This is a genomic window from Rheinheimera sp. SA_1 (assembly GCF_001669775.1).
Taxonomy (GTDB): Bacteria; Pseudomonadota; Gammaproteobacteria; order Enterobacterales; family Alteromonadaceae; genus Pararheinheimera.
This window is the reverse complement of the sequence record NZ_LXWK01000017.1, coordinates 338,724-363,949: the sequence shown is the minus strand read 5'-3', so window position 1 is coordinate 363,949 and position 25,226 is coordinate 338,724. Positions and strand designations below refer to the sequence as shown.

The 25,226-nt window shown below is 48.8% G+C and carries 28 protein-coding genes; 15 read left to right on the top strand and 13 right to left on the bottom strand.

The window, feature by feature from the left end:
- Positions 1 to 43 precede the first annotated feature (43 nt).
- From A5320_RS17170 to A5320_RS17130, 8 genes are all read left to right on the top strand, one after another.
- Positions 44 to 2,167, top strand: a complete 2,124-nt coding sequence (locus A5320_RS17170; protein ID WP_068067740.1) for a S9 family peptidase — start codon at positions 44 to 46, stop codon at positions 2,165 to 2,167.
- Positions 2,168 to 2,531: 364 nt separating this feature from the next.
- Complete coding sequence (gene nhaB / locus A5320_RS17160; protein WP_068067733.1) at positions 2,532 to 4,112, top strand: sodium/proton antiporter NhaB; 1,581 nt, start codon at positions 2,532 to 2,534, stop codon at positions 4,110 to 4,112.
- Positions 4,113 to 4,313: 201 nt separating this feature from the next.
- On the top strand, positions 4,314 to 7,109 hold the full coding sequence (locus A5320_RS17155) for a monovalent cation/H+ antiporter subunit A (protein ID WP_068067729.1): 2,796 nt from the start codon (positions 4,314 to 4,316) through the stop codon (positions 7,107 to 7,109).
- Positions 7,109 to 7,453 (top strand): Na+/H+ antiporter subunit C, encoded by a 345-nt coding sequence (locus A5320_RS17150; RefSeq protein WP_068068183.1) that lies wholly within the window; start codon positions 7,109 to 7,111, stop codon positions 7,451 to 7,453. The genes A5320_RS17155 and A5320_RS17150 overlap by 1 nt, the downstream gene beginning before the upstream one ends.
- On the top strand, positions 7,450 to 8,952 hold the full coding sequence (locus A5320_RS17145; protein ID WP_068067726.1) for a monovalent cation/H+ antiporter subunit D: 1,503 nt from the start codon (positions 7,450 to 7,452) through the stop codon (positions 8,950 to 8,952). The genes A5320_RS17150 and A5320_RS17145 overlap by 4 nt, the downstream gene beginning before the upstream one ends.
- A complete protein-coding gene (locus A5320_RS17140; protein ID WP_068067723.1) occupies positions 8,949 to 9,479 on the top strand; it encodes a Na+/H+ antiporter subunit E in 531 nt (176 codons plus the stop codon). Before A5320_RS17145 ends, A5320_RS17140 begins: the two co-directional genes overlap by 4 nt.
- Positions 9,473 to 9,742 (top strand): K+/H+ antiporter subunit F, encoded by a 270-nt coding sequence (locus A5320_RS17135; RefSeq protein ID WP_068067720.1) that lies wholly within the window; start codon positions 9,473 to 9,475, stop codon positions 9,740 to 9,742. The genes A5320_RS17140 and A5320_RS17135 overlap by 7 nt, the downstream gene beginning before the upstream one ends.
- A gap of 15 nt (positions 9,743 to 9,757) precedes the next feature.
- Positions 9,758 to 10,111: a Na+/H+ antiporter subunit G gene (locus A5320_RS17130; RefSeq protein ID WP_068067717.1), complete on the top strand. Its 354-nt coding sequence runs from the start codon at positions 9,758 to 9,760 to the stop codon at positions 10,109 to 10,111.
- A gap of 2 nt (positions 10,112 to 10,113) precedes the next feature.
- Here the strand turns inward: A5320_RS17130 and A5320_RS17125 are convergent, their stop codons facing one another.
- Genes A5320_RS17125 through A5320_RS17080 form a run of 10 tightly spaced genes read right to left on the bottom strand, consistent with a single transcriptional unit; the run spans position 10,114 to position 16,871 of the window.
- On the bottom strand, positions 10,114 to 10,389 hold the full coding sequence (locus A5320_RS17125; RefSeq protein WP_068067714.1) for an HPr family phosphocarrier protein: 276 nt from the start codon (positions 10,387 to 10,389) through the stop codon (positions 10,114 to 10,116).
- The gene (gene rapZ, locus A5320_RS17120) at positions 10,379 to 11,236 is read right to left on the bottom strand and encodes an RNase adapter RapZ (protein ID WP_068067711.1); all 858 of its coding nucleotides are present in this window, start codon (positions 11,234 to 11,236) and stop codon (positions 10,379 to 10,381) included. Before rapZ ends, A5320_RS17125 begins: the two co-directional genes overlap by 11 nt.
- On the bottom strand, positions 11,233 to 11,688 hold the full coding sequence (ptsN, locus tag A5320_RS17115; RefSeq protein WP_082971844.1) for a PTS IIA-like nitrogen regulatory protein PtsN: 456 nt from the start codon (positions 11,686 to 11,688) through the stop codon (positions 11,233 to 11,235). Before ptsN ends, rapZ begins: the two co-directional genes overlap by 4 nt.
- 25 nt (positions 11,689 to 11,713) lie before the next feature.
- Positions 11,714 to 12,001 carry a ribosome hibernation promoting factor gene (gene hpf, locus A5320_RS17110; RefSeq protein ID WP_068067705.1) on the bottom strand — a complete coding sequence of 96 codons (288 nt, stop codon included), beginning with the start codon at positions 11,999 to 12,001 and terminating at the stop codon, positions 11,714 to 11,716.
- A gap of 25 nt (positions 12,002 to 12,026) precedes the next feature.
- The gene (locus tag A5320_RS17105) at positions 12,027 to 13,529 is read right to left on the bottom strand and encodes an RNA polymerase factor sigma-54 (protein WP_068067701.1); all 1,503 of its coding nucleotides are present in this window, start codon (positions 13,527 to 13,529) and stop codon (positions 12,027 to 12,029) included.
- 48 nt (positions 13,530 to 13,577) lie between these two features.
- Positions 13,578 to 14,303 (bottom strand): LPS export ABC transporter ATP-binding protein, encoded by a 726-nt coding sequence (lptB, locus tag A5320_RS17100; protein ID WP_068067698.1) that lies wholly within the window; start codon positions 14,301 to 14,303, stop codon positions 13,578 to 13,580.
- A gap of 1 nt (position 14,304) precedes the next feature.
- Positions 14,305 to 14,793, bottom strand: a complete 489-nt coding sequence (gene lptA, locus A5320_RS17095; protein ID WP_068067695.1) for a lipopolysaccharide transport periplasmic protein LptA — start codon at positions 14,791 to 14,793, stop codon at positions 14,305 to 14,307.
- Positions 14,783 to 15,337, bottom strand: coding sequence for an LPS export ABC transporter periplasmic protein LptC (gene lptC, locus A5320_RS17090; protein WP_068067692.1), 555 nt, complete (start codon positions 15,335 to 15,337; stop codon positions 14,783 to 14,785). The genes lptA and lptC overlap by 11 nt, the downstream gene beginning before the upstream one ends.
- The gene (gene kdsC, locus A5320_RS17085) at positions 15,334 to 15,903 is read right to left on the bottom strand and encodes a 3-deoxy-manno-octulosonate-8-phosphatase KdsC (RefSeq protein ID WP_331712116.1); all 570 of its coding nucleotides are present in this window, start codon (positions 15,901 to 15,903) and stop codon (positions 15,334 to 15,336) included. The genes lptC and kdsC overlap by 4 nt, the downstream gene beginning before the upstream one ends.
- Positions 15,903 to 16,871, bottom strand: coding sequence for a KpsF/GutQ family sugar-phosphate isomerase (locus A5320_RS17080; protein ID WP_068067690.1), 969 nt, complete (start codon positions 16,869 to 16,871; stop codon positions 15,903 to 15,905). Before A5320_RS17080 ends, kdsC begins: the two co-directional genes overlap by 1 nt.
- Before the next feature lie 410 nt (positions 16,872 to 17,281).
- Here A5320_RS17080 and mlaF point away from each other — a divergent pair, with 410 nt between their 5' ends.
- The 7 genes from mlaF to murA all read left to right on the top strand — a co-directional run bounded on the left by mlaF (position 17,282) and on the right by murA (position 22,047).
- Complete coding sequence (gene mlaF / locus A5320_RS17075; protein ID WP_231916771.1) at positions 17,282 to 18,100, top strand: phospholipid ABC transporter ATP-binding protein MlaF; 819 nt, start codon at positions 17,282 to 17,284, stop codon at positions 18,098 to 18,100.
- Positions 18,097 to 18,879: a lipid asymmetry maintenance ABC transporter permease subunit MlaE gene (gene mlaE / locus A5320_RS17070; RefSeq protein ID WP_082971843.1), complete on the top strand. Its 783-nt coding sequence runs from the start codon at positions 18,097 to 18,099 to the stop codon at positions 18,877 to 18,879. The genes mlaF and mlaE overlap by 4 nt, the downstream gene beginning before the upstream one ends.
- Before the next feature lie 4 nt (positions 18,880 to 18,883).
- Positions 18,884 to 19,351, top strand: a complete 468-nt coding sequence (mlaD, locus tag A5320_RS17065; RefSeq protein WP_068067688.1) for an outer membrane lipid asymmetry maintenance protein MlaD — start codon at positions 18,884 to 18,886, stop codon at positions 19,349 to 19,351.
- Positions 19,351 to 20,019: an MlaC/ttg2D family ABC transporter substrate-binding protein gene (locus A5320_RS17060; RefSeq protein WP_082971842.1), complete on the top strand. Its 669-nt coding sequence runs from the start codon at positions 19,351 to 19,353 to the stop codon at positions 20,017 to 20,019. Before mlaD ends, A5320_RS17060 begins: the two co-directional genes overlap by 1 nt.
- Complete coding sequence (locus A5320_RS17055) at positions 20,012 to 20,299, top strand: STAS domain-containing protein (protein ID WP_068067681.1); 288 nt, start codon at positions 20,012 to 20,014, stop codon at positions 20,297 to 20,299. Before A5320_RS17060 ends, A5320_RS17055 begins: the two co-directional genes overlap by 8 nt.
- A 218-nt stretch (positions 20,300 to 20,517) precedes the next feature.
- Complete coding sequence (locus A5320_RS17050) at positions 20,518 to 20,784, top strand: BolA family protein (protein ID WP_068067676.1); 267 nt, start codon at positions 20,518 to 20,520, stop codon at positions 20,782 to 20,784.
- Entirely contained in the window at positions 20,785 to 22,047 is a 1,263-nt protein-coding gene (gene murA, locus A5320_RS17045) for a UDP-N-acetylglucosamine 1-carboxyvinyltransferase (protein ID WP_068067671.1), read from the top strand.
- Between the two features lie 67 nt (positions 22,048 to 22,114).
- Here the strand turns inward: murA and A5320_RS17040 are convergent, their stop codons facing one another.
- From A5320_RS17040 to A5320_RS17030, 3 genes are all read right to left on the bottom strand, one after another.
- Positions 22,115 to 23,200, bottom strand: coding sequence for a trypsin-like peptidase domain-containing protein (locus A5320_RS17040; protein WP_068067667.1), 1,086 nt, complete (start codon positions 23,198 to 23,200; stop codon positions 22,115 to 22,117).
- 141 nt (positions 23,201 to 23,341) lie between these two features.
- On the bottom strand, positions 23,342 to 24,703 hold the full coding sequence (locus A5320_RS17035; RefSeq protein ID WP_068067664.1) for a Do family serine endopeptidase: 1,362 nt from the start codon (positions 24,701 to 24,703) through the stop codon (positions 23,342 to 23,344).
- A 58-nt stretch (positions 24,704 to 24,761) separates the two neighbouring features.
- Positions 24,762 to 25,217, bottom strand: coding sequence for a YhcB family protein (locus A5320_RS17030; protein ID WP_068067662.1), 456 nt, complete (start codon positions 25,215 to 25,217; stop codon positions 24,762 to 24,764).
- Positions 25,218 to 25,226: the final 9 nt, after the last annotated feature.

The following is a 25,226-nucleotide window of genomic DNA, read 5'->3' as shown; positions in this document are numbered from 1 at the left end:
TTAAAGCAATAATCACATGAAGCAATGTTGAAGAGAATCCTCCATGACCAAAATAATTCCAACCTTAAGCTACGGCATTCTGATGCTCAGTAGTGTACAGCTCGCCGCTGCGCCACAAGCCGCCGCACCAATCGCCGAAATGAAACCTTATACCGTTAAATCCGCCAACGGCGATCGCCAGGACCCGTACTACTGGCTGCGGGATGACAAGCGGCAGGCGCCGGAAGTATTGTCTTACCTGAATGCGGAAAATAAGTACTATCATCAATATGCCGATCAATACCAGGCATTGAGTAAACAACTGGCGGACGAAATCATCGGCCGGATTAAACAAGATGACAGCACAGTGCCTGCTGTCAAAGGTGACTATTCCTACTACAGTCGCTTTGAAACCGGTCAACAGTACCCGATTTATGCCCGCAAGCCAGCCAAAGGTGGCGCCGAGCAAATTATGCTTGATGTGAACAAAATGGCGGCAGGCAAAGATTTCTATCAGATTGCCAATTATCAGGTCAGCCCGGATCAGCAATTACTGGCTTATGCCGAAGATACCACCGGCCGTCGTAACTACAATGTGAAAATCCGTGATTTACGCACCGGTAAAGACTTGCCAGATGTGATCAGCGGCATTGATGCATCAATCGCCTGGTCTGCCGACAGCAAACAGCTGTTTTTTATCGAAAAAGATAAACAAACTTTGCTCGGCAATAAGGTTCGTCGCCATACTTTAGGTAAAGACGTCGCCAGTGCTGAGTTACTTTATGAAGAAAAAGACACCAGTTTTTATATGGGCGTCAGCAATACTGACGACAATCAATATGTGACGATTTGGCTTGGCAGTACCGTTTCCAATGAAATGCTGGTGCTGAAAAGCTCGGATAAAAGCGGTAAATTTACCTCTATTGCGCCACGGCAACGTGATTTTAAATATGAAGTAGACCATTTGGGCGATCGCTGGATCATCAAAACCGACTGGCAGGCGCCGAACTTCCGGTTGATGAGCGTCAAAGATACTGAGATTGGTGATCGGAGCCGTTGGCAGCCATTGCTGGCCCATGACCCGAAAGTTTTTATTGATTCTTTTCAGTTGTTTACTGATTATTTGGCCATTAACGAACTTAGCGATGGCTTAAACCGGGTCCGGATCATGCCGTGGAGTGATTTAAGCAAAGCCCAATATCTGGCGTCGGATGAACCGGCTTATGTCGCGAGAACCGATAATAATCCGCAGCAAAACAGTGCCTGGCTGCGCTACAGTTATACCTCGTTAACTACACCGCCTTCTATTTATGAAGTGCATATGCAAACCGGCGAAAAACGCTTGTTGAAAGAACAGGAAGTGTTAGGCGGTTTTGACAAATCTCAATATCAAACCGAGCGGCTGTGGGCGACTGCCGCTGACGGCACCAAAATTCCGGTCAGTCTGTTGTACAAAAAAGGCCTGAAAAAAGATGGCACTGCGCCGCTTTATCAATATGCATATGGCTCCTATGGCAGCTCCACCAGCCCGTCATTCCGCTCCAGCGTGTTGTCGCTGGTTGACCGTGGTTTTGTCTACGCGATTGCACACATTCGTGGTGGTCAGGAAATGGGACGTGATTGGTACGAAAATGGCAAGTTGCTGAAGAAAATCAATACCTTTACCGACTTTATTGCCGTGACCGATTATCTGGTAGCAGAAAAATATGCGGCTAAAGATAAAGTGTTTGCAATGGGCGGCAGTGCCGGTGGTTTGCTGATGGGCGCTATTGCCAACATGGCACCGGAAAAATACCGTGGTCTGGCGGCACATGTGCCCTTTGTTGATGTGGTGACCACAATGCTGGATGAGTCTATCCCACTGACTACCAATGAATTTGACGAGTGGGGCAATCCGAAGCAAAAACAGTATTACGATTATATGTTGTCGTATTCACCTTATGATCAGGTGAAAAAACAAAGCTATCCGGCCATTCTGGTGACGACCGGTCTGCACGATTCACAAGTGCAGTATTTTGAACCGGCAAAATGGGTTGCCAAGCTGCGGACTCATAAAACCGATAAAAACCCACTGTTGTTCAGAACCAATATGGAAGCCGGTCATGGCGGTAAGTCAGGCCGTTTTTCGCGGATGATTGAAGTCGCTGACGAATATGCGTTTGTATTGTCGTTGCTTAACCAAAAATAACCGACAGTTTTCACTGAAGGTCCATGGATGATCGACCGGATTTCGTTCTGAATTCTGGCGGGTTGACCAAATTTAATGCTGGCAACATCAAGTTTACAGTTGCCAGCAGTCCAATTATTCCAGTCATGGAAATCTGCCGTGTTTTCCTGCTATTTAATGGTTTAAAGCTATATCTTCATCTGCCTGACATAGACAATTTCATTCTGACTCGGTATAAGAACCTGACATAGATAGTGTTTTTCAGCATTTTTTAAATTTTTACGCTGATGAAACTTATACACTGCTGCGAAGGTACGCTATCTTTGAACGGTCAGAACCGCTTCTGAGCGTCGATAATCGATAATAAAAACTGTGGGTACAAGGTATGAAAGCATCAGGCATGTCGCTCGCCATTTATACAAACTTCCTTGGGCAGTCACCAAATTGGTACAAACTGACCATTATCGCGTTTATGTTTATCAATCCAATCGTCTTTATTAATCAGCCTTATGTGGCCGGTTGGTTATTGGTTATAGAATTTATTTTCACTCTGGCGATGGCATTAAAATGTTATCCGCTGCAACCTGGTGGTTTATTAGCAATCCAGGCGATTGCGATGGGCATGACTAGTACCGAAAAAGTCATGCATGAAGTATCGGTAAATATTGAAGTTATTTTGCTGCTGGTGTTTATGGTCGCCGGTATTCACTTCGTCAAAGACCTGCTGTTATTTGTGTTTACCAAATTACTGATCCGCGTGCGTTCAAAAATTGGTATTTCGCTGGCGTTTGCTTTTATGTCGGCGTTTTTATCGGCATTTTTAGATGCGTTAACCGTTGTTGCGGTGATTATTGCCGTCGTTGTCGGCTTTTATGCGATCTACCATAAAATCTCCTCTGGTAAAGGCTTTATCGATCAGCACGACCACAGTGCCGACAACGAAGTGGCTGAACTGTCGCGCAGTGATTTAGACGCCTTTCGCGGATTTTTACGGAACTTGCTGATGCACGCCGGGGTAGGTACCGCTTTAGGTGGCGTATCCACGATGGTGGGTGAACCACAAAACTTAATTATCGCCGCCGCCGTTGGCTGGGACTTTGCCGAGTTTGCCTTGCGGATGGCGGCAGTTTCAATTCCGGTATTGATCGCTGGTTTGTTGACCACTGTAGTCGTCGAGAAGTTTAAACTGTTTGATTTTGGTATCAAATTACCAGTAGCGGTACAGGACGTGTTGTTGGCCTACGATAATTATCAGACGGCGAAACTGACCACCAATGATGTCGCGAAATTATGGGTGCAAGGCATTATCGCCGTGCTGCTGATCCTGTGTCTGAGTCTGCATATTGCGTCTGTTGGTTTAATCGGTCTGATGGTGATTATTCTGGCGACGACGTTCTGTGGTGTGACTGACGAGCATGCAATTGGCCACGCTTTTAAAGAAGCGTTGCCATTCACAGCCTTGTTGGTGGTATTTTTCGCGATTGTAGCGGTCATTATCGACCAACATCTGTTTACACCAGTCATTGCCTGGGTATTAACCTTTGACGGCCAACTACAGCTGGCGGTGTTATTCCTCGCCAATGGTGTGTTGTCGATGGTGAGCGACAACGTGTTTGTCGGCACGGTCTACATCAACGAGGTGAAAGCTGCCTGGGAAGCGGGAAAAATTAGCCGTGAGCAATTCGAATTACTGGCGATAGCTATTAATACCGGTACCAATTTACCCAGCGTCGCCACACCGAATGGTCAGGCCGCGTTCCTGTTCTTGTTGACCAGTGCCTTAGCGCCGCTTATCCGGTTGTCGTATATGAAAATGGTCTGGATGGCAGTGCCGTATACGATCGTATTAACCGTTGTTGGTCTGACTTGTACGTCGGTATTATTGCCTGAAGTGACCAGTTGGATGTATCAGATGGGCTGGATCCATCATTATGTGCCTGGTGCTGCGGGTAGCCTCGGCCACTAAATGCGTGTAAAACCGGGCGTTTTATCCTGTAAAACGCCCGGTCTATCGGTTTATCGGTTTAAAATCAGCGTCTAAAGGACAATATCTTTTCTGCAATAGTCAGGGTTGACACCTAAATAAAGGGTAATTCATCAACCGCTACCATCCAATGAACCGCCGAACGGTGCCGAAGGTTCGCAACACTGAGGAACCAAATTTGTGATGACCTTGTTTTGGATCTTGTTAATGCCGTTATTCGGCTGCCTGATGGCGTTGGCAGCCAGGCAGTGGTCGCGCAGTTATCAGGCTTTGGTTGTTGCGTTGTTTCCGGCGTTGGCATTGGCGCTGTTAGTGCCGCTGATCCCTGATGTGCTGGCAGGTGAAGTCATTCGGTATGGTTTTGCCTGGTTACCGCTCCTGGGTCTGAATTTCAGTTTACAACTGGATGGACTGTCGCTGTTATTCACCTTACTGATCCTCGGGATCGGTCTGCTGGTTATTCTGTACGCCCGTTATTATTTGTCTACACGCGATTCAATGCCGCGTTTTTACGCCTTTTTGTTGTTGTTTATGCTGGCGATGCTGGGCATTGTGCTGTCCGGTAATTTGTTGCAGATGTGGTTTTTCTGGGAACTGACCAGTATCAGTTCGTTTTTATTGATTAGCTACTGGTCGCATCAGCCGGACGCCCGCAAAGGCGCGCGGATGGCGTTAACCGTCACCGCAGCAGGTGGCTTGGCGCTGTTGGCCGGTATTTTGCTGATCGGCCAGATTTTAGGTAGTTACGAATTATCAGAAATACTACCGCAAACCGCGAAATTACAGCAGCATGCGGCTTATCCGGTGGTGTTATTGCTGGTATTGCTGGGTGCTTTTACCAAATCGGCGCAGTTTCCATTTCATTTTTGGCTGCCCAATGCCATGGCCGCACCCACGCCAGTCAGTGCTTATTTGCATTCGGCGACCATGGTGAAAGCCGGGATTTTCCTGCTGGCGCGGCTGTATCCATTGTTGTCAGGTACCGATTTATGGTTTTTGACCGTCACCCTGACCGGCCTTTCCACTTTACTGGTAGGCGCTTATTTTGCGTTGTTCCAGCATGACATCAAGGGGCTACTGGCTTATTCCACCATCTCACATTTAGGTTTGATCACGCTATTGCTTGGGTTGGATACCGATCTCGCTGCGGTCGCCGCTATTTTCCACATCATTAACCACGCCATTTTTAAAGCCTCGTTGTTTATGACCGCCGGCATTATCGACCATGAGACCGGTTCGCGGGATATGCGAAAGATCAATGGCTTATGGGGCTTTATGCCGGTCACTGCCACACTCGCGATGGTGGCATCGGCATCGATGGCCGGGGTGCCTTTGCTGAACGGATTTTTGTCCAAGGAAATGTTCTTTACCCAAACCATCCACCAAGGCGTACTCGGGTCATTAAGCTGGTTAATTCCGGTGCTGGCCACTGTCGCGGCGATTTTTGCCGTCGCTTATTCAGCGCGTTTTATTCACGATGTGTTTTTTAATGGTCAGCCGATTGGACTGACTAAAACGCCGCATGAGCCACCGCGTTATATGCGGGTGCCGATGGAAATTCTGGTAGCGCTTTGTGTGCTGGTCGGGGTGTTTCCGGAACTGATGATTGGCAGTTTGCTACAACAAGCCGCAGTAGCAGTGCTGGCTGCGCCACCGCCGGCCTATAGTCTGGCGATTTGGCATGGTTTGAATGTGCCGTTGCTGATGAGTGTGGTGGCTTTGATTGGCGGCATTCTTTTGTATATCAATCGCAAAGCTTTGTTTATGTTTCAGGCCGGATTTAATGAAACCAAAGCCATTTATCGGTTTGAAGCCTTCATTCAGCGGCTGGTTCGGCGCTGTCGCAATAGCATTGAACAGATCGAAAACGGCTCCTTTCAGCGTTACATCTTATTGTTATTACTAGCCTTATTGGCCTTAGCCGGTGCACCGTTATTAGAGCTGCAACAATTGCGTGGTCAACGAGCAGCCTTGCCGTTTGATGGGCTGGTGATCGTTGGCGCTATTTTGCTGATCGTCGCTGCGGTAGCAACGGTGATGGTGGTGCGGCAACGGTTGTTGGCACTGGTGATGATTTCAGTGGTGGGCTTGATGGTCAGTCTGGCGTTTGTACGCTTTTCGGCACCGGATTTGGCTTTAACGCAGCTTTCGGTTGAAGTGGTGACCGTGGTGCTGTTGATGCTGGCCCTTTATTTCTTGCCGCATAAGTCAGTGAAACAATCGAGCTCCGGACATTTAGTGCGTGATTTTACCCTGGCTTCGGCGATTGGTGTGGTGGTTGGCAGCCTGGCTTACGCCATGATGACCAATGATTCAGCATCGATTTCCAGCTATTTCCTGCAAAATGCCAAATCCGGTGGCGGTGGCACCAATGTAGTGAATGTGATCCTGGTCGATTTCCGAGGTTTTGATACTTTGGGTGAAATCACGGTATTGGGGATCGCGGCACTGGGCATCCTGAAATTACTAACCGGTATTCCGCGGTTTATGGCAAGTGCCGATGGTGAAGGCCGGCTGTGGTCAAAGGATCGCCATCCACTGTTGTTAGCGGTGATTTCACAGGCGCTGTTACCGCTGGCATTGATAGTCTCGGTTTATATCTTTTTCCGCGGCCACAATTTGCCTGGTGGCGGTTTTGTCGCAGGTCTGATCACTGCGGTAGCGATGATTTTGCAGTATGTGGCCAAAGGTGTGGACTGGGTCAAACCAAGGCTAAAAGTGGAGTATTCCACGTTAATTGCCATTGGCATTTTATTGGCGACAGTTACTGGCCTTGCCAGTTGGCTATTTGATCGACCCTTCCTGACCTCCTGGTTTGATTATTTTGACGTGCCGCTGATTGGGCAAATTGAGCTGGCCAGCGCTATCGCCTTCGATTTAGGGGTGTATTTCACCGTGGTCGGCGCCAGTCTGCTGATTTTGGCCAACCTTGGCAAAATCACCACCCGCTACCGCCCGGTGCATAAGGAGCCATCATGATGGAACTGTTGATGTCGATTGTGATCGGTGTTTTAACTGCTTGCGGCGTGCTGATGATGTTACGTGCCCGAACTTTTGCGGTGATGCTGGGGTTAACCATGTTGTCCTATGCGGTGAATCTGTTCATTTTTGTCAGCGGTGGTTTGACAGCAGGCAAAGGGGCGGTGCTGGGGCGTTCTGACATATACAGCGATCCACTGCCGCAAGCTTTAGTGCTGACCGCGATTGTGATTGGTTTTGCGATGACCGCTTTTCTGGTGATCCTGGCGATACGCGCCCGGGCAGATCTTGGTAATGACCATGTCGACGGTAATAGCGGCAAATCGCAAGAGGACAGCGCATGATGCATCATTTGCCTATCCTGCCGATCTTAGTGCCACTGCTGACCGCTGCGCTGCTGTTATTACCACCTTTTCAGGCGAAGTTATCGCGCCAGCGCTGGTTTAGCGGCGCGGGTCTGCTGTTATTACTGGTGGTCAGTGTGCTGGGTCTGGTCGAAAGTTCGACCGGGGTTAGTAGTTTTTATTTATTGGGTAACTGGCCGCAACCCTTTGGCATTGTGTTGGTGCACGATCGGTTGGCGGCAATGTTTGTGCTGCTGGCCGCAGTACTGGCGTTCGCGGCATGGTTGTTTAGCCTCGGTGGCGAAGATGGCCAGGGTGCTTTTTATCATCCGCTGCTGCACTTTTTACTAATGGGGATTAACGGTGCATTTCTGACTGGCGATTTGTTTAATCTGTTTGTGTTTTTTGAAGTGCTGCTGATTTCATCATACGGCTTGCTGATGCATGGCGGTGGCAAGGCCAGGGCGCGCGCCGGATTACATTATGTGCTGATGAATTTAGCGGGATCTGCGGTATTTTTACTAGCGCTGGCTCTGCTGTATGCGGTTTTGGGTACTTTGAATATTGCTGATATGGCATTGCGTATCAACCAACTGGAGCCGTCTCAGGCGCTGTTGGTGAAAGCAGCTGCGGGTATGCTGTTGTTGGTGTTTGGTCTGAAAGCCGCCGTGTTACCGCTACATTTCTGGTTGCCGTCTGCTTATTCGTCCGCCGCGCCAGCAGTAGCAGCGATGTTTGCGGTGATGACCAAAATCGGCGTTTATTGTTTACTACGGGTGTTTGGCACCTTGTTCACTGAACCGGGCCATCCGCTGCAGGATTTCGGTCAGCAACTGTTGTGGCTGGCGGGTCTGGCAACCTTGTTGCTGGCGGCGATTGGTGTGGTGGCGGCGCAAAGTCTGAAAAAGCTGGTGGCCTATCTGGTGCTGGTGTCGGTTGGTAGTTTGATCAGTGTGTTGGCGATTGGCACCGTGCCAGCAATTGCAGCGGTACTTTATTATTGCCTGCACTCGACTTTGATAGCGGCAGCCCTGTTTTTGCTGGCAGATGTCATCGCCCAGCAGCGAGGTACGGTGGCGGATCGTCTGGTCTCAGGCCGACCGTTGCAACAACCGGTGTTGCTTGGAACTTTATTTATTGTGGCGGCTTTGGCGGTGGTTGGTATGCCGCCGTTGTCGGGTTTTGTTGGCAAAATCTGGCTTTTACAAGCGGCGACCGAGGTATCCGAGCGGGCGGCACTCTGGTCGGTGCTGTTATTGAGCAGTTTATTGGTGTTAATAGCGTTAACTCGCGCTGGTAGTACTTTGTTCTGGCGCCTGAACCGGCAACAGGCAGGGAGCGAGAGCGCCAGCTTGCCGCAGCTTTATGCCGTTCTGAGCTTGCTGCTATGCAGTCCGCTGCTGGTGATCTTCGGTGACGCCGTGATGCAGTTTTGTCTGGCGACAGCGCAGCAGCTGCAGACGCCACTTGCTGTAATGACTGCTGGAGGTAACCAATGATGGCTAGCTGGACTGAAAAACTCATCCCAACTCCGGCCCGCAGTGTGATGTTATTTGTGGTTTGGTTGTTACTAAACAACAGCTTAGCGCCAGTGCATCTGGTCGCTGCAACCATTCTGGCATTGGCGATCCCGTTAATAACGGCCAGTTTTCGTGACAAGCACACCCCTTTTACCCATTGGCGACTGGCTCTGTTGTATTTGCTGAAGGTGCTTGGCGATATCGTGCTCGCCAATGTGCAGGTGATCCGGATTGTGCTGGGGCCTAACCGGCTGCTCAGGCCTGGCTTTGTAATGGTTCCGCTTGAGTTACGTGGTGCTTTGCCTTTGTCGATCCTGGCCTGTACGGTATCGTTAACGCCTGGCACGGTCAGTGCGGAAATTTTGCCTTATCAAAATGATCCGAATGAAGATGTCGGAGAGCGTTTCCTGCTTATTCATGTGCTTGATTTAGCAGATGAAGCCGCGCTTATGCGGGAAATTAAACAACGTTATGAGCAACCGTTACAGGAGATGTTCGGATGTTGACGCAAATTGTGTTTGTAGCGATGTTATTGATTGGCCTGGGTTTGCTGCTGAATTTGTGGAGCTTATTACGCGGCCCAAGTATGCCGGATCGATTATTGGCTTTAGATACCATGTACATTAACAGCATCGCGTTATTGCTGTGTTACGGTATTTACGGCGCCAGTAACTTACATTTTGAAGCGGCGCTGCTAATTGCCATGCTGGGATTTGTCAGTACGGTAGCGGTCTGCAAGTTTATGCTGCGTGGCGATATTATTGAATAACGGTGGAGATAAGGCATGAGCGGGATTGAATGGTTGATTGCAGCGCTGGTGCTGATTGGAGCGGTTTTTGTGTTGCTGGGTTCAGTGGCACTGGTGAAATTGCCAGATTTTTATACCAGGCTGCATGGGCCTACCAAAGCCACGACGCTTGGCCTCGGCAGTTTAGTGTTGGCTTCGATGGTGTTTTTTAACTTTGTACAAAACGAGTTAAGTCTGCAGCAGCTGCTGATCGCGTTGTTTTTGTTTATCACAGCACCCGTGACAGCCTATATGCTGATTAAAGCCGGAATGCATCAAAAGGTTACAGCCATTGAAGTGACCAAAAATCAGCATTTAATGCAGGCCTCTGGCAAAAAGCCTGCGCCATAATGCTATTCTTCGTCAAAACCACTTTCTATCAGCTGCACCACCGACTGCAAAGCGGCTTCCGCCTGATTGCCGTGGGTGACTACTTCGACGGTTTTGCCTTTGCTACTGGCTAGCATCAATAACGCCAGCACGCTACTGGCATCGGCGGTACGGCCTTCCTGTTGCAGTTCGATACCTGCATCAAACTGCTGACACAATTGCGCCAGTTTGGTGGCAGCGCGGGCATGCAGGCCCAATTGGTTGACGATAGTTACAGTCTTGGAAAAACTACTTGCCATGATGTCTAATCAACTCCCGATGACGAATTTGTACATCTTCACGCAGCGCACTAAAGCTTTTTGCCAGGCACTCGACCATATACACAGAACGGTGCTGACCACCGGTACAACCTATGGCAATGGTTAAATAACTGCGGTTATTCCGCTCTAAGTCGGGTAACCAGGTACTGATAAATTGATTGATTTGGGTGGTGTATTTTTCTACCACAGCCTGCGCTGCCAAATAATCTTTCACCGGCTGATCAAGGCCAGTTAATATTTTTAGTTCAGGTTCCCAATGTGGATTGGGTAAAAAGCGCGCGTCAAACACATAATCGGCATCTTTGGGAATGCCATATTTAAAGCCAAAAGATTCAAACAAGATCACCAGGCGGCCGGTTTTTTGGCCGAGAATACGCTCACGCAGCTGCTCGGTTAGCTGATGTACGTTCAGTTCAGTGGTGTCGATGTACAGATCGGCGCGGCTGGATATTGGGTCTAACAGTTGTTGTTCACGCTGAATCGCTTCATCCAGCGACATCGCCTGGTGCGACAATGGGTGTAATCTGCGGGTTTCACTGAACCTTTTTATCAGACTGCTGTGATCAGCATCCAGATATAAAATAGTCAGCTCTACTTTGCGTGGCAGATAGGACAATATTTCGGTGAGTTCTTCCGGCTCCTGCGGCAGGTTGCGCACGTCGATACTGACGGCGACCCTTTCGTACTGACCCATGACAGCGTTTGCTAGTGTAGGTAACAGATTGACCGGAATATTGTCGACACAGTAGTAGCCCAAATCTTCCATCACCCGCAACGCGACTGATTTACCGGACCCTGAGCGACCACTGACGACGAGGAGTTTCATTTGCTGGCCGCCATCTCGGAGTGAGTGAGCAGTAACTGATAGAGCTCCTGATCAGAGCCGATATGCCTGATTTTACGGGTCAAATCTTTTTGACTGAGTAAACGGGCAATACCAGCGAGGGTGGTGAGGTGCGTCTGGCATTGATTTTCCGGGATCAGAATGGCACAGAAAATATCCACCGCCTGGTTATCAATCGCATCAAACTGAATGGCATCCTGACTGACGACAAACACCAGCACCGGGCTGGTTACGTCTTTCAGTTTGCCATGAGGTATGGCAATACCACCACCAATACCGGTGGAGCCCAGCTTCTCCCGGGCCATCAGTGCTTCAAAAATAGTGGATTCCGGTAACTGCGGTAATTGCTTGTGAGCAAGTTCGGCGACGTATTCCAGAATGCGTTTTTTACTATTAAAAAGGACCGCACTTTTTGTGCAGTCCTTCGATAACATTGAGCTTAGGTTCATAAGTCCGTAATCAGTGACGAGAAATTTTTTCTTTATGTTTAATGACTTGTCGATCAAGCTTGTCGATCAGTGTGTCAATGGCTGCGTACATATTATCATCTTCGCTGATTGCAAACACCTCTCCACCGTTTAAATGCATTTTTGCTTCGGCAATTTGTTTTAATTTCTCCACATTGAGCACAACATGCACGTTGTTGATGTGGTCAAAATGCCTTTCAAGTTTTGAAAACTTGCTGTCTACATACTCTCTCAGTGCTTCAGTGATTTCAACATGACGACCAGTTAGATTGATTTGCATAGACATTTCCTTCTTTAGTGAGCACTTATAGCAAGCTCTTGCGCTGATTTGACGGCGGTATGTACAGAGACTCACGGTATTTGGCGATGGTCCGCCGCGCTACGTTGATGCCCTGTTCAGAAAGAATTTCTGCCATCCTGCTATCGCTTAACGGCTTTGCAGGATTTTCCGCTGCCACCAATTTTTTAATAAAAGCCCTGATGGCGGTTGATGAACATTCACCGCCACTCTCCGTACTTACATGACTGGAGAAGAAGAACTTAAGTTCAAATATTCCTCTGGGTGTGTGCATGAATTTCTGGGTGGTGACCCGTGAAATGGTCGATTCGTGCATGCCGACCATTTCTGCCACGTCGTTTAGTACCATCGGTTTCATGGCTTCTTCGCCATGTTCAAAAAACGCTTGTTGCTGTTGCACAATACAGTTGGCAACTTTCAGCAGGGTCTCGTTCCGACTCTCCAGGCTCTTCAGGAACCATTTTGCTTCCTGTAAATGCGAGCGGATAAACTGGCTGTCGGACGAGTTGCGGGCATTTCTGGACATTGCCGCATACTGCTCATTAATTTTAATCTTCGGGAACGCATCCGGGTTCAGTTCCACCATCCAGCGGCCTTTGACTTTTTTCACTGACACATCCGGCACAGTGTACTGCTGTTCTTCACGGATGACGTCGGCACCAGGTCTTGGGTTCAGACTGTGAATGAGTCGCATCACTTCCCGCAGGTCATCTTCTTTGAGTCTAGTCACCCGCATCAAAGAACGGAAATCTCTATTGGCTAAATATTCACTGTAATTTCGAATAATGTCGCAAGTTTCGGCAAGGAATGGGGTGGCCGGGTCAAATTGCCGCAGTTGCACTAATAAACATTCTTGAATAGTTCTGGCACCAACGCCAACCGGATCAAAGAGTTGAATGCGTTTAATCACAGCTTCAACTTCATCGGCTTCAATATCTGGTAAACCGAGCGACTCCAGAATGTCTTCGCAGCTGATCGTCAATAAACCGTTGGCATCAATGGCTTCGATAATAATTTCGGCAATGGTCAAATCGGTTTCAGAAAAAGGGGTCAACCGCATTTGCCAGCGCAGATAGTCTTGCAGAGTTTCGCTGGTTTCGCCCTGGAAAACGGTATCTTCGTCACCGTTATAGGTATTTGCCACCGGTGTGGCGCTGACCATATCGTCCCAGTTACTGTCGAGCGGCAAGTCTTCTTTGATGTTTTGTTCGGTCATTGCCTCGCTGGTATCAGGCACTTCCGGATCATAATGTTCATCGCTGCTGTAACTGTCTGTTTCGGCCTGCGACTGAATGTCAGGTTGGTCACGCGCATCGGTGACTTCCGCGCTGCTGCTTTCGGTGTAACTGTTGTAATCATCATCCGCTTCCAGCAGCGGGTTAGCATCCAGCGCTTCTTGTATTTCCTGTTGCAATTCAATGGTCGACAACTGTAACAGCTTAATAGCCTGTTGCAGTTGAGGGGTCATTGTAAGTTGCTGTCCAAGCCGGAGTTGTAAAGATGGCTTCATGTACTTCTGGTCACTCCTGACGGCCAGTCTGAACTGGCTTTTTGCTAACTATAGCCTGAATTGCTCGCCGAGGTATACATCTCTGACCTGCTGATTTGCTAATACCTCAGCCGGTGAACCGGACGCTATCAGTTCACCATGACTGACTATGTAGGCAATTTCGCAAACATCAAGGGTTTCCCGCACATTGTGGTCAGTGATCAACACGCCAATACCGCGGTTCCGCAAATGTTGAATGATTTTTTTGATATCCAGTACTGAAATGGGGTCAACACCGGCAAAAGGTTCATCCAGTAAAATGAAAGCAGGATTTGCGGCCAGTGCTCGGGCTATTTCGACTCTGCGCCGCTCACCACCGGACAAACTCATGCCGAGGCTGCCGCGGATATGGGTGATGTTAAATTCGTCCAGCAGCTCGTCGGCGGTTTGTTCCCGTTGATCGTCGGATAAGTCTTTGCGGGTTTGCAAAATGGCCATCAAATTATCAAACACCGTCAGCTTGCGGAAAATGGAACTCTCTTGCGGCAGATAACCAATGCCTTGACGGGCGCGGGCATGGATCGGATCAAAAGTAATATCCTTGCCACCCAACGAAATCGTGCCTTTGTCTGAAGGGACAAGGCCAACAATCATATAAAAGGTCGTCGTTTTGCCGGCGCCATTCGGGCCAAGTAAACCAACAATCTGTCCGGCATTGACAGACAGACTGACATCTTTAACCACCTGGCGGCCTTTATAACTTTTGGCCAGGTGGGAGGCGACAAGTGTTTTCAAGTTATTTTTTCTCAGGAGTGAAAATGGTGGTCACGCGTTCAGTGTCTTTACCACTTTCAGCATTTAATTTTTGTTTTTCAAGGTCATATTGAATTTTTTCGCTTTTAACCAGGCTGCCGCTTTGGTTGATTTCGGCCTTACCAGTGAGCGTCAACACGCGGCTTGAGACGTCGTACTTAATCTCATTAGCCATCGCCTGAATTGGCTTATCAGCATCGAGTAACTGTGAATAAACCGCAGGAGAACCAAAGGCAGTAAATACTTCTTTGCCTCGACCGGCTGAGCTGTCTACTTCCAGCCGATCGGCTTTTATCAGCAAAGAACCTTGCTTAACCACCACATTGCCGATGTAAATCAGCTTTTTCTCTTTGACGCTGCCGTCAAAATTATCGGAGTTGACGCTGACCGGTTCAGCAAAGTCCTTGTTTTGCGCATGAGCAGTGAATGCACACAGACTAAATAGCAGTGCCCACAGGGTTTTATTGATCATGACGGTACACTGTTCCTTTATGTTGATGTAGTTGTAATTTTTGGGTGACCAGATTGACTTTGACGCCCTGACCATTGATCGCAAAACCGTCGCCGGAAATCACAACTTGCTGATTAGTGGAGATAACCTGTTGGTCAAACACATATTCAAGTTGATCAGATTCGACTTTATTAAATAATTCGCCGGATTTCAGGTTCTCCAGCAATACGTTTTGCTCCAGTACTACTTTGTCGTCAGGATACAGCACACCATTGCTGCTGCTGACCTGCCATTTTGGCATGAATTGCTCGAAAATAGTGTAAGCCGGTTCTTCCAGCTGAATTTGTCCCAGTTGTTCAAAATGCGACATTTGAGTGGCTCGGATCATGCCGGACATATTGCCCTTCGCATCAAAACTCGTCCGGATAAGCTGATAGGCAACAAAATCAGGTTGCAGTTCAGTTTCCACCGCCATCGTCTGCGGTTTGTCGTCATCGACCAGCAAGCTAAATAGAATACTGCTGCCGGTGATTACCAGTAAAAACCAGAATAATTGTTTTTTCATGTGCTGCTGCCGCTAAAGGTGGCAAATTTTTGCTGGCAAATCAGCAGTAAATCACAAAGTTCTCGTACCGCGCCAAAACCGCCGTTCAGGCTGGTGACGTAATGGGCGTGCCGCTGCAAATATGGGTGGGCATCCTTGACTGCAACCGCTAAACCGCAATGTTGCATCACGTTCCAATCGGATAGGTCGTCACCAATATACGCAATTTGTGCCGGAGCAAGCGCTAGTTGTTGCTGGAGTTTGGCAAAGGCTGGCATTTTATCTTCCTGCCCCTGATAAACATAAGGTACCGTCAGCGATTTCATCCTGGCACTGACAATTTCAGAATTACGACCTGTAATCACCGCTACTTCTATGCCTGCGTGCCGCAACGCTTTAATCCCGTAGCCATCGCGGGTGTGAAAAGCCTTTAGCTCTTCTCCTTGATTGCCAAGGTAAATCCGGCCATCGGAAAAGACGCCATCCACGTCACAAATCAACAACCGAATGTCGTGTGCCCGTTCGGCAACGCCATCAGGAAGCGGCTGATACAATTCGCCGAATAACTTACTGTCCAACTCAGCCACTACATGACTCCTGCACGCAACAAATCGTGCATATTCATCGCACCGACCGGTATATTCCCGGCAGAGACCACGATTAAGCCATTAATCTTGCGCTGTTCCATAATTTTTAACGCCTCGGCAGCGAGCATTTCGGGTTTGGCGGTAATGCAATTTTTTACCATCACATCGGCGATAGCGGTCTGATGAATGTCAATTCTTAAATCAAGCAACCGGCGCAAATCGCCATCGGTAAAGATACCAGCGAGTGTACCATCGGTTGCAACGACTGCGGTCATCCCGAGACCTTTTTCTGATATTTCTAACAAAGCTTCCTTAATTGTGGCTGAAGCGGGGACTAATGGAATCTGACTGCCTTGGTGCATCACATCTTGTAACCGTAGCAGCAATCGCCGGCCCAGACTGCCACCAGGATGCGACAGGGCAAAATCATCAGCAGAAAAACCACGTGCTTCCAACAACGCCACCGCCAGTGCATCCCCCATCACCAAAGCCGCGGTGGTGCTGGCTGTTGGTGCGAGGCCAAGCGGGCAAGCTTCTTCAGCAACTTTGACGCACAAATGCCAGTCGGCGAGTTTAGCCAAGGTCGATTCCGCGTTGCCGGTCATGGCAACTAATTGAATACCAAGTCGTTTAAGGACTGGTACTAACACCAGGACCTCATGGGTTTCCCCGGAATTTGACAGCGCCAGGACGATGTCTTGCGTGGTAATCATGCCAAGGTCGCCATGACTGGCTTCGCCCGGATGGACAAAAAATGCCGGAGTGCCGGTCGAGGCTAAAGTGGCGGCAATCTTGTTGGCAATATGACCCGATTTACCCATACCCACCACAATGACCCGACCTGTGCAGGCGAACATCTGCTGGCATACTTGTGCAAACTGTTGATCCAGATACTGATTCAGCCCGTTGATCGCGGCAGCTTCAATGGCGAAAACCTGGCGTGCTTTGGCACAATAATCAATCGTCACGGTCTATTCTCCAGAGGGACAGGGGTAAAACCTGGCCTGTTATTAAGCTGATATTCAGTTAACTGCGACAAAATGCGAACGAGTATCAACTAAAGCAACCCCATGATCTATAAAGAAGCCGTTCTGGCGTCATGACTGCTCGTTGATGGAGACGGCGAAACCGATATTTTCCAGCTTCTGTCTTTGAAATGCAAAAAAAAACGAGAAATGCGCAACATTTCGATTTTTGCAACTGATTATTACAATTTAATATACGGACGCACGCCGGTAAAACAGGTAAAATCTGCTGAATGAATCAACAACGATGTTGCATCCGCAGAGCGTCGACTTTATATTGCGCGCCGTTTTGCGATCGATATCTGTTGTGAAGCTGACTGATCAGCGTTTGAAAGGGAAATAAGTTGGAACCAATGATGGACAAAGCTGTGGCGAAACCACTGGTTGATATCCAGAACCTGACGTTCAGCCGTGGTGAGCGGGTGATTTATGACGACATGAGCATGCAATTTGCCCGTGGCAAAGTCACCGCAATCATGGGCCCGAGCGGTATCGGTAAAACCACCTTGCTGCGTTTAATCGGTGGCCAGTTAAAACCTGACGCCGGTCACATCTGGTTTGAAGACCAGGACATCCCAACACTGGGCCGCCGTGATTTATATCAGGCCCGCAAAAAAATGAGCATGTTGTTTCAAAGCGGTGCCTTGTTTAGCGACATGACCGTGTTTGACAACGTCGCCTTCCCTATTCGAGAACATACCAAACTACCGGAAGAAATTATCCGGATGATGGTGCTGATGAAGCTGGAATCAGTTGGTCTGCGCGGCGCCCGCGATTTAATGCCAGCGGAACTTTCCGGTGGTATGGCAAGACGGGCCGCACTAGCCCGGGCTATTGCCCTTGATCCACAACTCATTATGTACGATGAACCTTTTGCCGGTCAGGATCCGATCTCAATGGGCGTGATAGTGCGGCTCATCCGCTCACTGAACGATGCTTTAGGGCTAACCTCCATAGTGGTTTCGCATGACGTCAATGAAGTGATGAGCATTGCGGACTATGTTTATGTAGTCGCTGAGCGCCGGGTCATTGGTCACGGCACGCCAGAGCAGCTACGTCAGCATGAGTCGCCACTGGTACAACAGTTTTTGCAGGGACTGGCCGATGGCCCGGTACCGTTTCATTTTAAAGCGGCCGATTATGCGCAAGAGCTGATGGAGTTAAAAGCTTGATACTGGATAAATTACAACAATTGGGCGCTGCCACCCTGGAAACCATTCAGGGGTTTGGCCGGGCGACGCTGATGTTGGCTGGTGCATTGTGGGGCCGTCCCCGTTTTGTCAAAGCCTGGCCTCTATATATCAAACAGTTTTATGTCGTCGGTGTGTTGTCGCTGCTGATTATTGTGGTGTCAGGCTTGTTCATCGGCATGGTACTGGCGTTGCAGGGTTACACCGTACTGTCGAAATTTGGTGCCGAACAAATGTTAGGGCCATTGGTGGCGTTAAGTTTACTGCGCGAGTTGGGGCCGGTGGTGACCGCCTTACTGTTTGCAGGTCGCGCCGGTAGTGCGCTGACCGCTGAAATTGGTTTGATGAAAGCAACCGAGCAGTTATCGGGTATGGAGATGATGGCGGTTGATCCGCTACGCCGGATTATTGCGCCAAGGCTGTGGGCTGGCGTGGTTTGTATGCCGTTGCTGGCGTTGATTTTTACCGCTGTAGGTATTTTAGGCGGTCATTTGGTCGGTGTGGATTGGCTCGGTGTGGACGCTGGCGGTTATTGGTCGGCGATGCAGGCCAACGTTGATTTTGAACAGGATGTCCTGAACGGGATTATCAAAAGTACGGTATTTGCTTTTGTAGTGACAGTGATTGCGCTGCACAAAGGATTTGATGCGGTTCCGACTTCGGAAGGGATCAGTCGGGCGACAACTCAAACTGTGGTGACAGCGTCACTGGCGGTACTGGGTTTTGATTTTGTATTAACTGCTGTCATGTTTGGTGGATGAGAAAATGACCACGCGTAAATTAGAAATTTTAGTCGGCGCTTTTGTAGCGCTTTCAATTGCCGCTTTGATGTTATTAGCATTAAAAGTGGCGAATGCCGGCGTCGCCGGTTCAGATCAAAGTTATCAGCTGTTAGCAACATTTGACAATATTGGTGGTTTAAAAGTCCGCTCGCCGGTGAAAGTCGGTGGGGTGGTTGTAGGGCGCGTTGCCAATATTCATCTGGACCCTGAACAGTTCCAGCCAGTGGTAACGCTCGAAATTAATAGTAGTTACAACAACTTCCCTGAAACCAGTTCACTGGCGATTTTGACCTCAGGTTTGTTGGGCGAGCAGTACATTGGCTTACAACCTGGGTTCGTCGACGAAAGCGTGGAAATTCTTGGCAATGGTGATCGTATTGAAGACACCAAATCCGCAATCGTACTGGAAGAGCTGATTGGTCAGTTCTTATTTAATCGTGGGAATCAATAATGAAATTATTTGCAACTTTGGCCAGCGCTCTGCTGTTAGCCACCGCCGGTTTTAGCACTCAGGCAAATACAGCTGCAGTGCCAACCTATGACGACCCGTATAAAATGATGGAAGTTCTGGCTGACAAAACTTTTCAGCGTATTGCCGCTGATCAGCCGAAAATCAAGCAAAATGCCGAAGTGTTGCGCACCATCGTCAGTGAAGAGCTGGTGCCTTACATCGACAGCCGTTATGCCGCTGGTTATGTGATTGGCCAAAGCGTGAAATTAAACACCGTGCCAAAAGAAGATTTCAACACATTTGTCACGGCGTTTCAGAACTACATGGTAGGCACTTATGCCGGTGTGTTCACCCAATACACCAATCAAAAAGTGATTATCGAACCAGGTCAACCGGTTGATAAACAACGTAAAATTATCACTATCAAAACCCGCGTCATCGATCCGGGCAAACCAGATATCAAAATCGAATTTAAGCTGCGCCGGATGAAAGATACCAACACCTGGTTGGTCTACGACATGGTTGCAGAAGGCATTTCATTGCTGGACAGCAAAAGGTCGGAATTGGGTAGCCTGATCCGTCAGCAAGGTTTGTTAAGCGTAGCCGCCTTACTGGAAGAGAAAGCCAAAGCGCCAATCAAAGCGCCTGAGAAAAAGAAAGATGCTTGAAATTAAGCAAAATGGTGCCGTGTTGCAATTTGTCGGTGAGCTGAATTGCCACACCGTTGTTGCCCACTGGCCATTTAAGTTGCTGGCGACGATGCCAAAACAAGCGGTATTTGACCTTGGTGGTTTGCTGCATGTGGATACGGCGGGTCTGGCTTGGTTAATCCAGCAACTGGCCAAAGCACAGCAGCTTGGCATTAGCCTGAAGTTTCAGCAAATGCCTGAACAACTTAGATCTTTGGCGAACGTCAGTGATGTGTTGGCACTTTTACCAACGGATTAGCTGAAATTCGCCTGCGCTTTGGATATACTAAGCGCCTTGGTCAGGGGTCGCTGATCCCGGACAGCACAGGCTGTCTTCAAGTTGAATCAACAAACAACCCGGCCAATCGCCGGGTTATTTTTCTTTATGACATACCTTTTTAGCGTGCGCGATTGATGCTGTTTCAGTATTATTTTCAGCAAAGTAGACTGGTATGATCCGACTGAGCAGGTCAATTGATGGATTGTAAACAAATCGAACAACGTCTGACTGAGCAGCTACAACTGGCTGAAGTCTATGTCACTGCTGACGGCAGTCATTATGCTATTACTGCTGTTGGCGACTGTTTTGACGGCTTAAGCCGGGTGAAACAACAACAACTGGTGTATGCACCGCTGATGGCAGAAATTGCCGATGGTTCGCTTCATGCGTTGTCGATCAAAGCGTTCACGCCAGTGCAGTGGCGTCGTGAAAAACTCCTTAACCCTCCTGCGGTGTCGAAGTAAATGCAACAATTTTTAGTCACAGGGGGCGCCACCCTGAATGGCGACGTCACTATTTCTGGTGCCAAAAACGCCGCATTACCTATTTTATTCGCGACCATTTTGGCCGAACAGCCGTCGGTTATCAGCAATGTGCCGGTGTTGCGTGACATCGATACCACCTTTAAGTTGCTCAGCATGTTCGGCGCTGAAGTACAGCGGGATGGTGATCGGGTCACTGTTGACGCCAGTCACATCCACAGCCAGATGGCACCATACGAATTAGTGCGGACTATGCGCGCTTCCATTCTGGCATTAGGTCCTTTGTTAGCACGCTTTGGTCACGCGGAAGTATCCTTGCCTGGCGGTTGTGCTATTGGCGCGCGGCCGGTGAATTTGCATATTGAAGGTCTGCGTAAAATGGGCGCGCAGATCAGTGTCGAAAATGGTTATATCAAAGCCAAAGCCGAGCGACTGAAAGGTGCGCATATCGCGATGGATATGGTCAGCGTTACCGGCACTGAAAACCTGCTGATGGCTGCGGTGCTGGCCGATGGCGTGACTATTATTGAAAATGCGGCACGTGAGCCAGAAGTCGTTGATTTAGCAACGTACTTATCTGCCATGGGTGCGAAAATCACCGGTGCTGGCAGTGCAACGATTAAAATTGAAGGTGTTGAACGTTTGATTGGCGCTGAGCATCGGGTATTACCGGATCGGATCGAAACCGGTACTTTTTTGGTGGCTGCTGCTGTTACAGGCGGTGATGTTACTTGCCGTAATACTGATCCGGGTGAACTTGAAGTCGTCCTGGAAAAGTTGCGTGAAGCCGGTGCTGAGGTTACCACGGGCGATGATTGGATCCGGCTGAATATGACGGGTCGCCAGTTAAAATCAGTGAATGTGAAAACCACTCCCCATCCTGGCTTCCCAACTGATATGCAGGCACAGTTCACGGTACTTAATGTGCTGGCGGAAGGTGTTGGTGTTGTCACCGAAACGATTTTCGAAAATCGTTTTATGCATGTTCCGGAATTGCAACGGATGGGCGCTTTAATTCAGCTCGAAGGCAACAATGCGTTGTGCCAGCACACCACGCAGCTCACCGGCGCGCAGGTGATGGCAACCGATTTGCGGGCTTCAGCCAGTCTGGTGATTGCCGGTCTGGTAGCGAGTGGTAATACGATTGTGGACCGGATTTATCACATCGACCGTGGTTATGAGCAAATTGAGCATAAATTGCAGGCGTTAGGCGCGAAAATTGAGCGGATTAATGCACCAGCCTAAAACTGGTTTGAAGTCATAAAAAAACCGCCAGCTGGCGGTTTTTTTTATGCACAGGAGATTAATGTACCTATTCAGTATCAAGCCTGGTACCAATACGTGTTGGAATAACCATCCGTTGACCACGTCGTTCAATCACAATCTGCACATCAGTATCCGGTACCGATTCTGCTACGATATCCAGTGCCTGATTGACACTTGTAAGCATCACGCCTTGAATTTCCAGCATAATGTCATCCGCAATTAAGCCAGAAACGGCGGCGGGTCCGAGGTTTTCAACGTCAGTAATTTTCATACCATAGAACTTTTGTGCCGTGGAAAGCTGCCGTTCACCGGATGAATTAATCACCGGCTCACCGCTTAAACCCAAATAACCACGCACCACACGGCCGTGGCTAATCAGTTTCTCCATGACGGTAAAGGCCAATTTATACGGCACGGCAAAGAAAATACCTTGTACTTCCAGATTGCGTTGGCGCTGAAAGGCTGCAGTGTTGATGCCGACCAGAATGCCATTGCTGTTGACTAAAGCGCCACCGGAATTGCCGGCATTGATGGCTGCGTCCATTTGCATAAAATCAGTGTAAGTATTGGTGCTAAGGCCGGCACGACCAGTCGCGCTAATGATGCCTTGAGTAATCGACTGTCCCAGATTTAATGGATTGCCTATCGCCAGCACTAAGTCACCCACCTGGGGTTCGATGTCCGGTAGTTGTGGGATCACCGGTAAATTATCGGCTTTGACATAAAGTACGGCTAAGTCTGTCAACCGGTCTTGGCCGATCAACACGGCCTCAAGTTGCCGGCCATCTTGTAACGCAACCACGATTTGATCTGCACCATTGACGACGTGGTAATTGGTCAGAATATACCCGTCCGCACGCATAATGACGCCCGAACCTAAAGACTGATTCTGGATAATACGTCTCTGATAAGAGCGGGGATCTTGCTGGGTAGTGACGGTATATACATTCACCACCGCTGGTGCGGCAGCGCGAACGGCCTTGGCGTAAGAAATCGCTGGTTGGTCCTGATTTTGTGGTTGAAACCACTGATTGAGTTGCGTGACGCCATTTTGTTGGAACAGCAACAGCCAAAGCAAGGCTAGTGCTAAACCATAAGCAATGCTTCGAATGATAAAAATCAGCGATTTCATTAATTTAATTTATTCAGAACAGTCAGAATCGAAGAAGCATAGCATTGAAGTGGGCGAAGATGTAGCAGAAAAATGTTGCAAAATACCACTCAGACCCAGGCAAGGACTGCCAGTTGAGCCTGAGTGGTCAGAGGGAGGCTATTAACGGATTAATACATAATAAACCGCGTTTTCGCGTTGTACCTGCAGGGCGATCACACCTTTGGCCTTGCTCAGGATGTCCCGCAGTTCAGCTACATTGTTCACTTTGGTGCGGGCAACGCCAATGATTACGTCACCTTTTTGCAAACCTAGCTGTGCCGCAGGGGAGCGCTCAGCCACTTCAGAAAGCATGACGCCAGCCGTGCCATCCTGCGTGTTACCGTTAGCAAAATTAGCGCCTGCCAGCATCTCATGCATAGTGCCAGCTGTCACATTGGCTTGATCGTTTTCGGATAACTTCACCTCAAAGCTCAGCTGTTTATCTTCTCGCAGCACACCGATTTTCACCGATTTACCGACGCCCATCGAACCCACTTTGGCCCTTAATTCTGACATCGATTGGATTGTTTTGCCGTTCAGGCTGACGATCACATCACCAGAACGCAACCCGGCTTTGTCGGCGCCGCTGTCTGGTGTAATACGAACGACAAATGCACCTTTGGTCGACTTCACTTTCATCGCTTTGGCAATTTCTTCATTCAAATCATTGCCTTCAATGCCAAGGATGCCACGTTTCACTTGGCCGAATTCAATGATCTGGCTGACCAGATTATTCATCATGGTGGACGGAATCGCAAAACCAATACCAACGTTACCGCCGGCAGGTCCAATGATCGCGGTATTAATACCAATCAATTCACCACGTAAATTGACCAGCGCACCACCGGAGTTACCACTGTTAATCGCCGCATCGGTTTGAATAAAGTCTTCAATTTTTTCGTTATCAAGGCCGCCGCGTCCCAAAGCGCTGACGATACCTGAGGTGACGGTTTGACCCAGACCAAAAGGGTTACCGATGGCAATGGTGAAATCGCCAACGCGCAGGGTGTCTGAGTCAGCGATTTTGATTTCAGTTAGATTTTCAGCGTTAATTTGTAACAGTGCCACATCGCTTTCTGGATCTTCACCAATCTTTTTCGCTTCAAAAGTGCGGCCATCGGTTAAGGTGACGCGGATTTCATCGGCCTGATTCACTACGTGGGCATTAGTGACGACATAGCCTTTTTTGGCATCAATAATGACGCCAGAGCCAAGCCCGCGAAATGGTTGTTCACGGCGTAATTCACCCTGACCAAAAAATTGTTGAAAAGCGTCTGGCATCCGTTGTCTGACTTCGCGGTTGCCTGCGACATTAATGTTGACGACTGCCGGGGTGATTTTTTCCAGCATCGGCGCGAGGCTGGGCATTTCCTGTCCGGACTCGGCTCCAAAGAATGGAATTTTGGCAGATACATAAGAAGAATGGGTAAACAAAGAAGCAGCCAGCAGGCTGGCGGTGAGCACAGATAACTTCATTTTCATATCGTGATGGTCTCCATAGGAACAGTGCCTACAGAGACTCATCATTTTGCAAAAAGTTTCAAACGCCAGAATTTTTTTGTGCGGGGAATGTTTTCATGATGCCGCTGGAATGACCCGCATAATCAAGTGGTTGTTCAGCCTGAGGCTCAATTTTTTTGCGGCGCTTTTCATCAATTTTACCAAGCGACATCCGAATATGCTCAGCGGTGTCGGTCGACAAATAGTTTAAATCGGTATCCTGCGAAAATCCTGGACGTTCAATCAGCTGCATTTTGGTCCGCGCCATGTGACGGGCAATTTTTTCATAATTGTCCTGCAATTGCGCCATCAACTGATGGGTGGTGTCGAGGTGACTGGATACATCGGAGCGATACTGTTGCAGTTGCTGGCGGCTTTCATCCAGTTCAAGCTGCAGTTTGTGCTGATTAAATTGACGAAGACTATAAAAACGGCTGGCGATGGCGCCGATCACAATTCCGGCAACCAGCCAGATTAACGCAATGGATATACTCATAACGACTCC

Excerpts from the sequence above, each read along its gene's own strand:
- A5320_RS17170 (WP_068067740.1), top strand. The coding sequence starts at position 44 with ATGACCAAAATAATTCCAACCTTAAGCTACGGCATTCTGATGCTCAGT.
- nhaB (WP_068067733.1), top strand. The coding sequence starts at position 2,532 with ATGAAAGCATCAGGCATGTCGCTCGCCATTTATACAAACTTCCTTGGG.
- A5320_RS17155 (WP_068067729.1), top strand. The coding sequence starts at position 4,314 with ATGACCTTGTTTTGGATCTTGTTAATGCCGTTATTCGGCTGCCTGATG.
- A5320_RS17150 (WP_068068183.1), top strand. The coding sequence starts at position 7,109 with ATGGAACTGTTGATGTCGATTGTGATCGGTGTTTTAACTGCTTGCGGC.
- A5320_RS17145 (WP_068067726.1), top strand. The coding sequence starts at position 7,450 with ATGATGCATCATTTGCCTATCCTGCCGATCTTAGTGCCACTGCTGACC.
- A5320_RS17140 (WP_068067723.1), top strand. The coding sequence starts at position 8,949 with ATGATGGCTAGCTGGACTGAAAAACTCATCCCAACTCCGGCCCGCAGT.
- A5320_RS17135 (WP_068067720.1), top strand. The coding sequence starts at position 9,473 with ATGTTGACGCAAATTGTGTTTGTAGCGATGTTATTGATTGGCCTGGGT.
- A5320_RS17130 (WP_068067717.1), top strand. The coding sequence starts at position 9,758 with ATGAGCGGGATTGAATGGTTGATTGCAGCGCTGGTGCTGATTGGAGCG.
- A5320_RS17125 (WP_068067714.1), bottom strand. The coding sequence starts at position 10,389 with ATGGCAAGTAGTTTTTCCAAGACTGTAACTATCGTCAACCAATTGGGC.
- rapZ (WP_068067711.1), bottom strand. The coding sequence starts at position 11,236 with ATGAAACTCCTCGTCGTCAGTGGTCGCTCAGGGTCCGGTAAATCAGTC.
- ptsN (WP_082971844.1), bottom strand. The coding sequence starts at position 11,688 with ATGTTATCGAAGGACTGCACAAAAAGTGCGGTCCTTTTTAATAGTAAA.
- hpf (WP_068067705.1), bottom strand. The coding sequence starts at position 12,001 with ATGCAAATCAATCTAACTGGTCGTCATGTTGAAATCACTGAAGCACTG.
- A5320_RS17105 (WP_068067701.1), bottom strand. The coding sequence starts at position 13,529 with ATGAAGCCATCTTTACAACTCCGGCTTGGACAGCAACTTACAATGACC.
- lptA (WP_068067695.1), bottom strand. The coding sequence starts at position 14,793 with ATGATCAATAAAACCCTGTGGGCACTGCTATTTAGTCTGTGTGCATTC.
- lptC (WP_068067692.1), bottom strand. The coding sequence starts at position 15,337 with ATGAAAAAACAATTATTCTGGTTTTTACTGGTAATCACCGGCAGCAGT.
- mlaF (WP_231916771.1), top strand. The coding sequence starts at position 17,282 with ATGATGGACAAAGCTGTGGCGAAACCACTGGTTGATATCCAGAACCTG.
- mlaD (WP_068067688.1), top strand. The coding sequence starts at position 18,884 with ATGACCACGCGTAAATTAGAAATTTTAGTCGGCGCTTTTGTAGCGCTT.
- A5320_RS17060 (WP_082971842.1), top strand. The coding sequence starts at position 19,351 with ATGAAATTATTTGCAACTTTGGCCAGCGCTCTGCTGTTAGCCACCGCC.
- A5320_RS17055 (WP_068067681.1), top strand. The coding sequence starts at position 20,012 with ATGCTTGAAATTAAGCAAAATGGTGCCGTGTTGCAATTTGTCGGTGAG.
- A5320_RS17050 (WP_068067676.1), top strand. The coding sequence starts at position 20,518 with ATGGATTGTAAACAAATCGAACAACGTCTGACTGAGCAGCTACAACTG.
- murA (WP_068067671.1), top strand. The coding sequence starts at position 20,785 with ATGCAACAATTTTTAGTCACAGGGGGCGCCACCCTGAATGGCGACGTC.
- A5320_RS17040 (WP_068067667.1), bottom strand. The coding sequence starts at position 23,200 with ATGAAATCGCTGATTTTTATCATTCGAAGCATTGCTTATGGTTTAGCA.
- A5320_RS17035 (WP_068067664.1), bottom strand. The coding sequence starts at position 24,703 with ATGAAAATGAAGTTATCTGTGCTCACCGCCAGCCTGCTGGCTGCTTCT.
- A5320_RS17030 (WP_068067662.1), bottom strand. The coding sequence starts at position 25,217 with ATGAGTATATCCATTGCGTTAATCTGGCTGGTTGCCGGAATTGTGATC.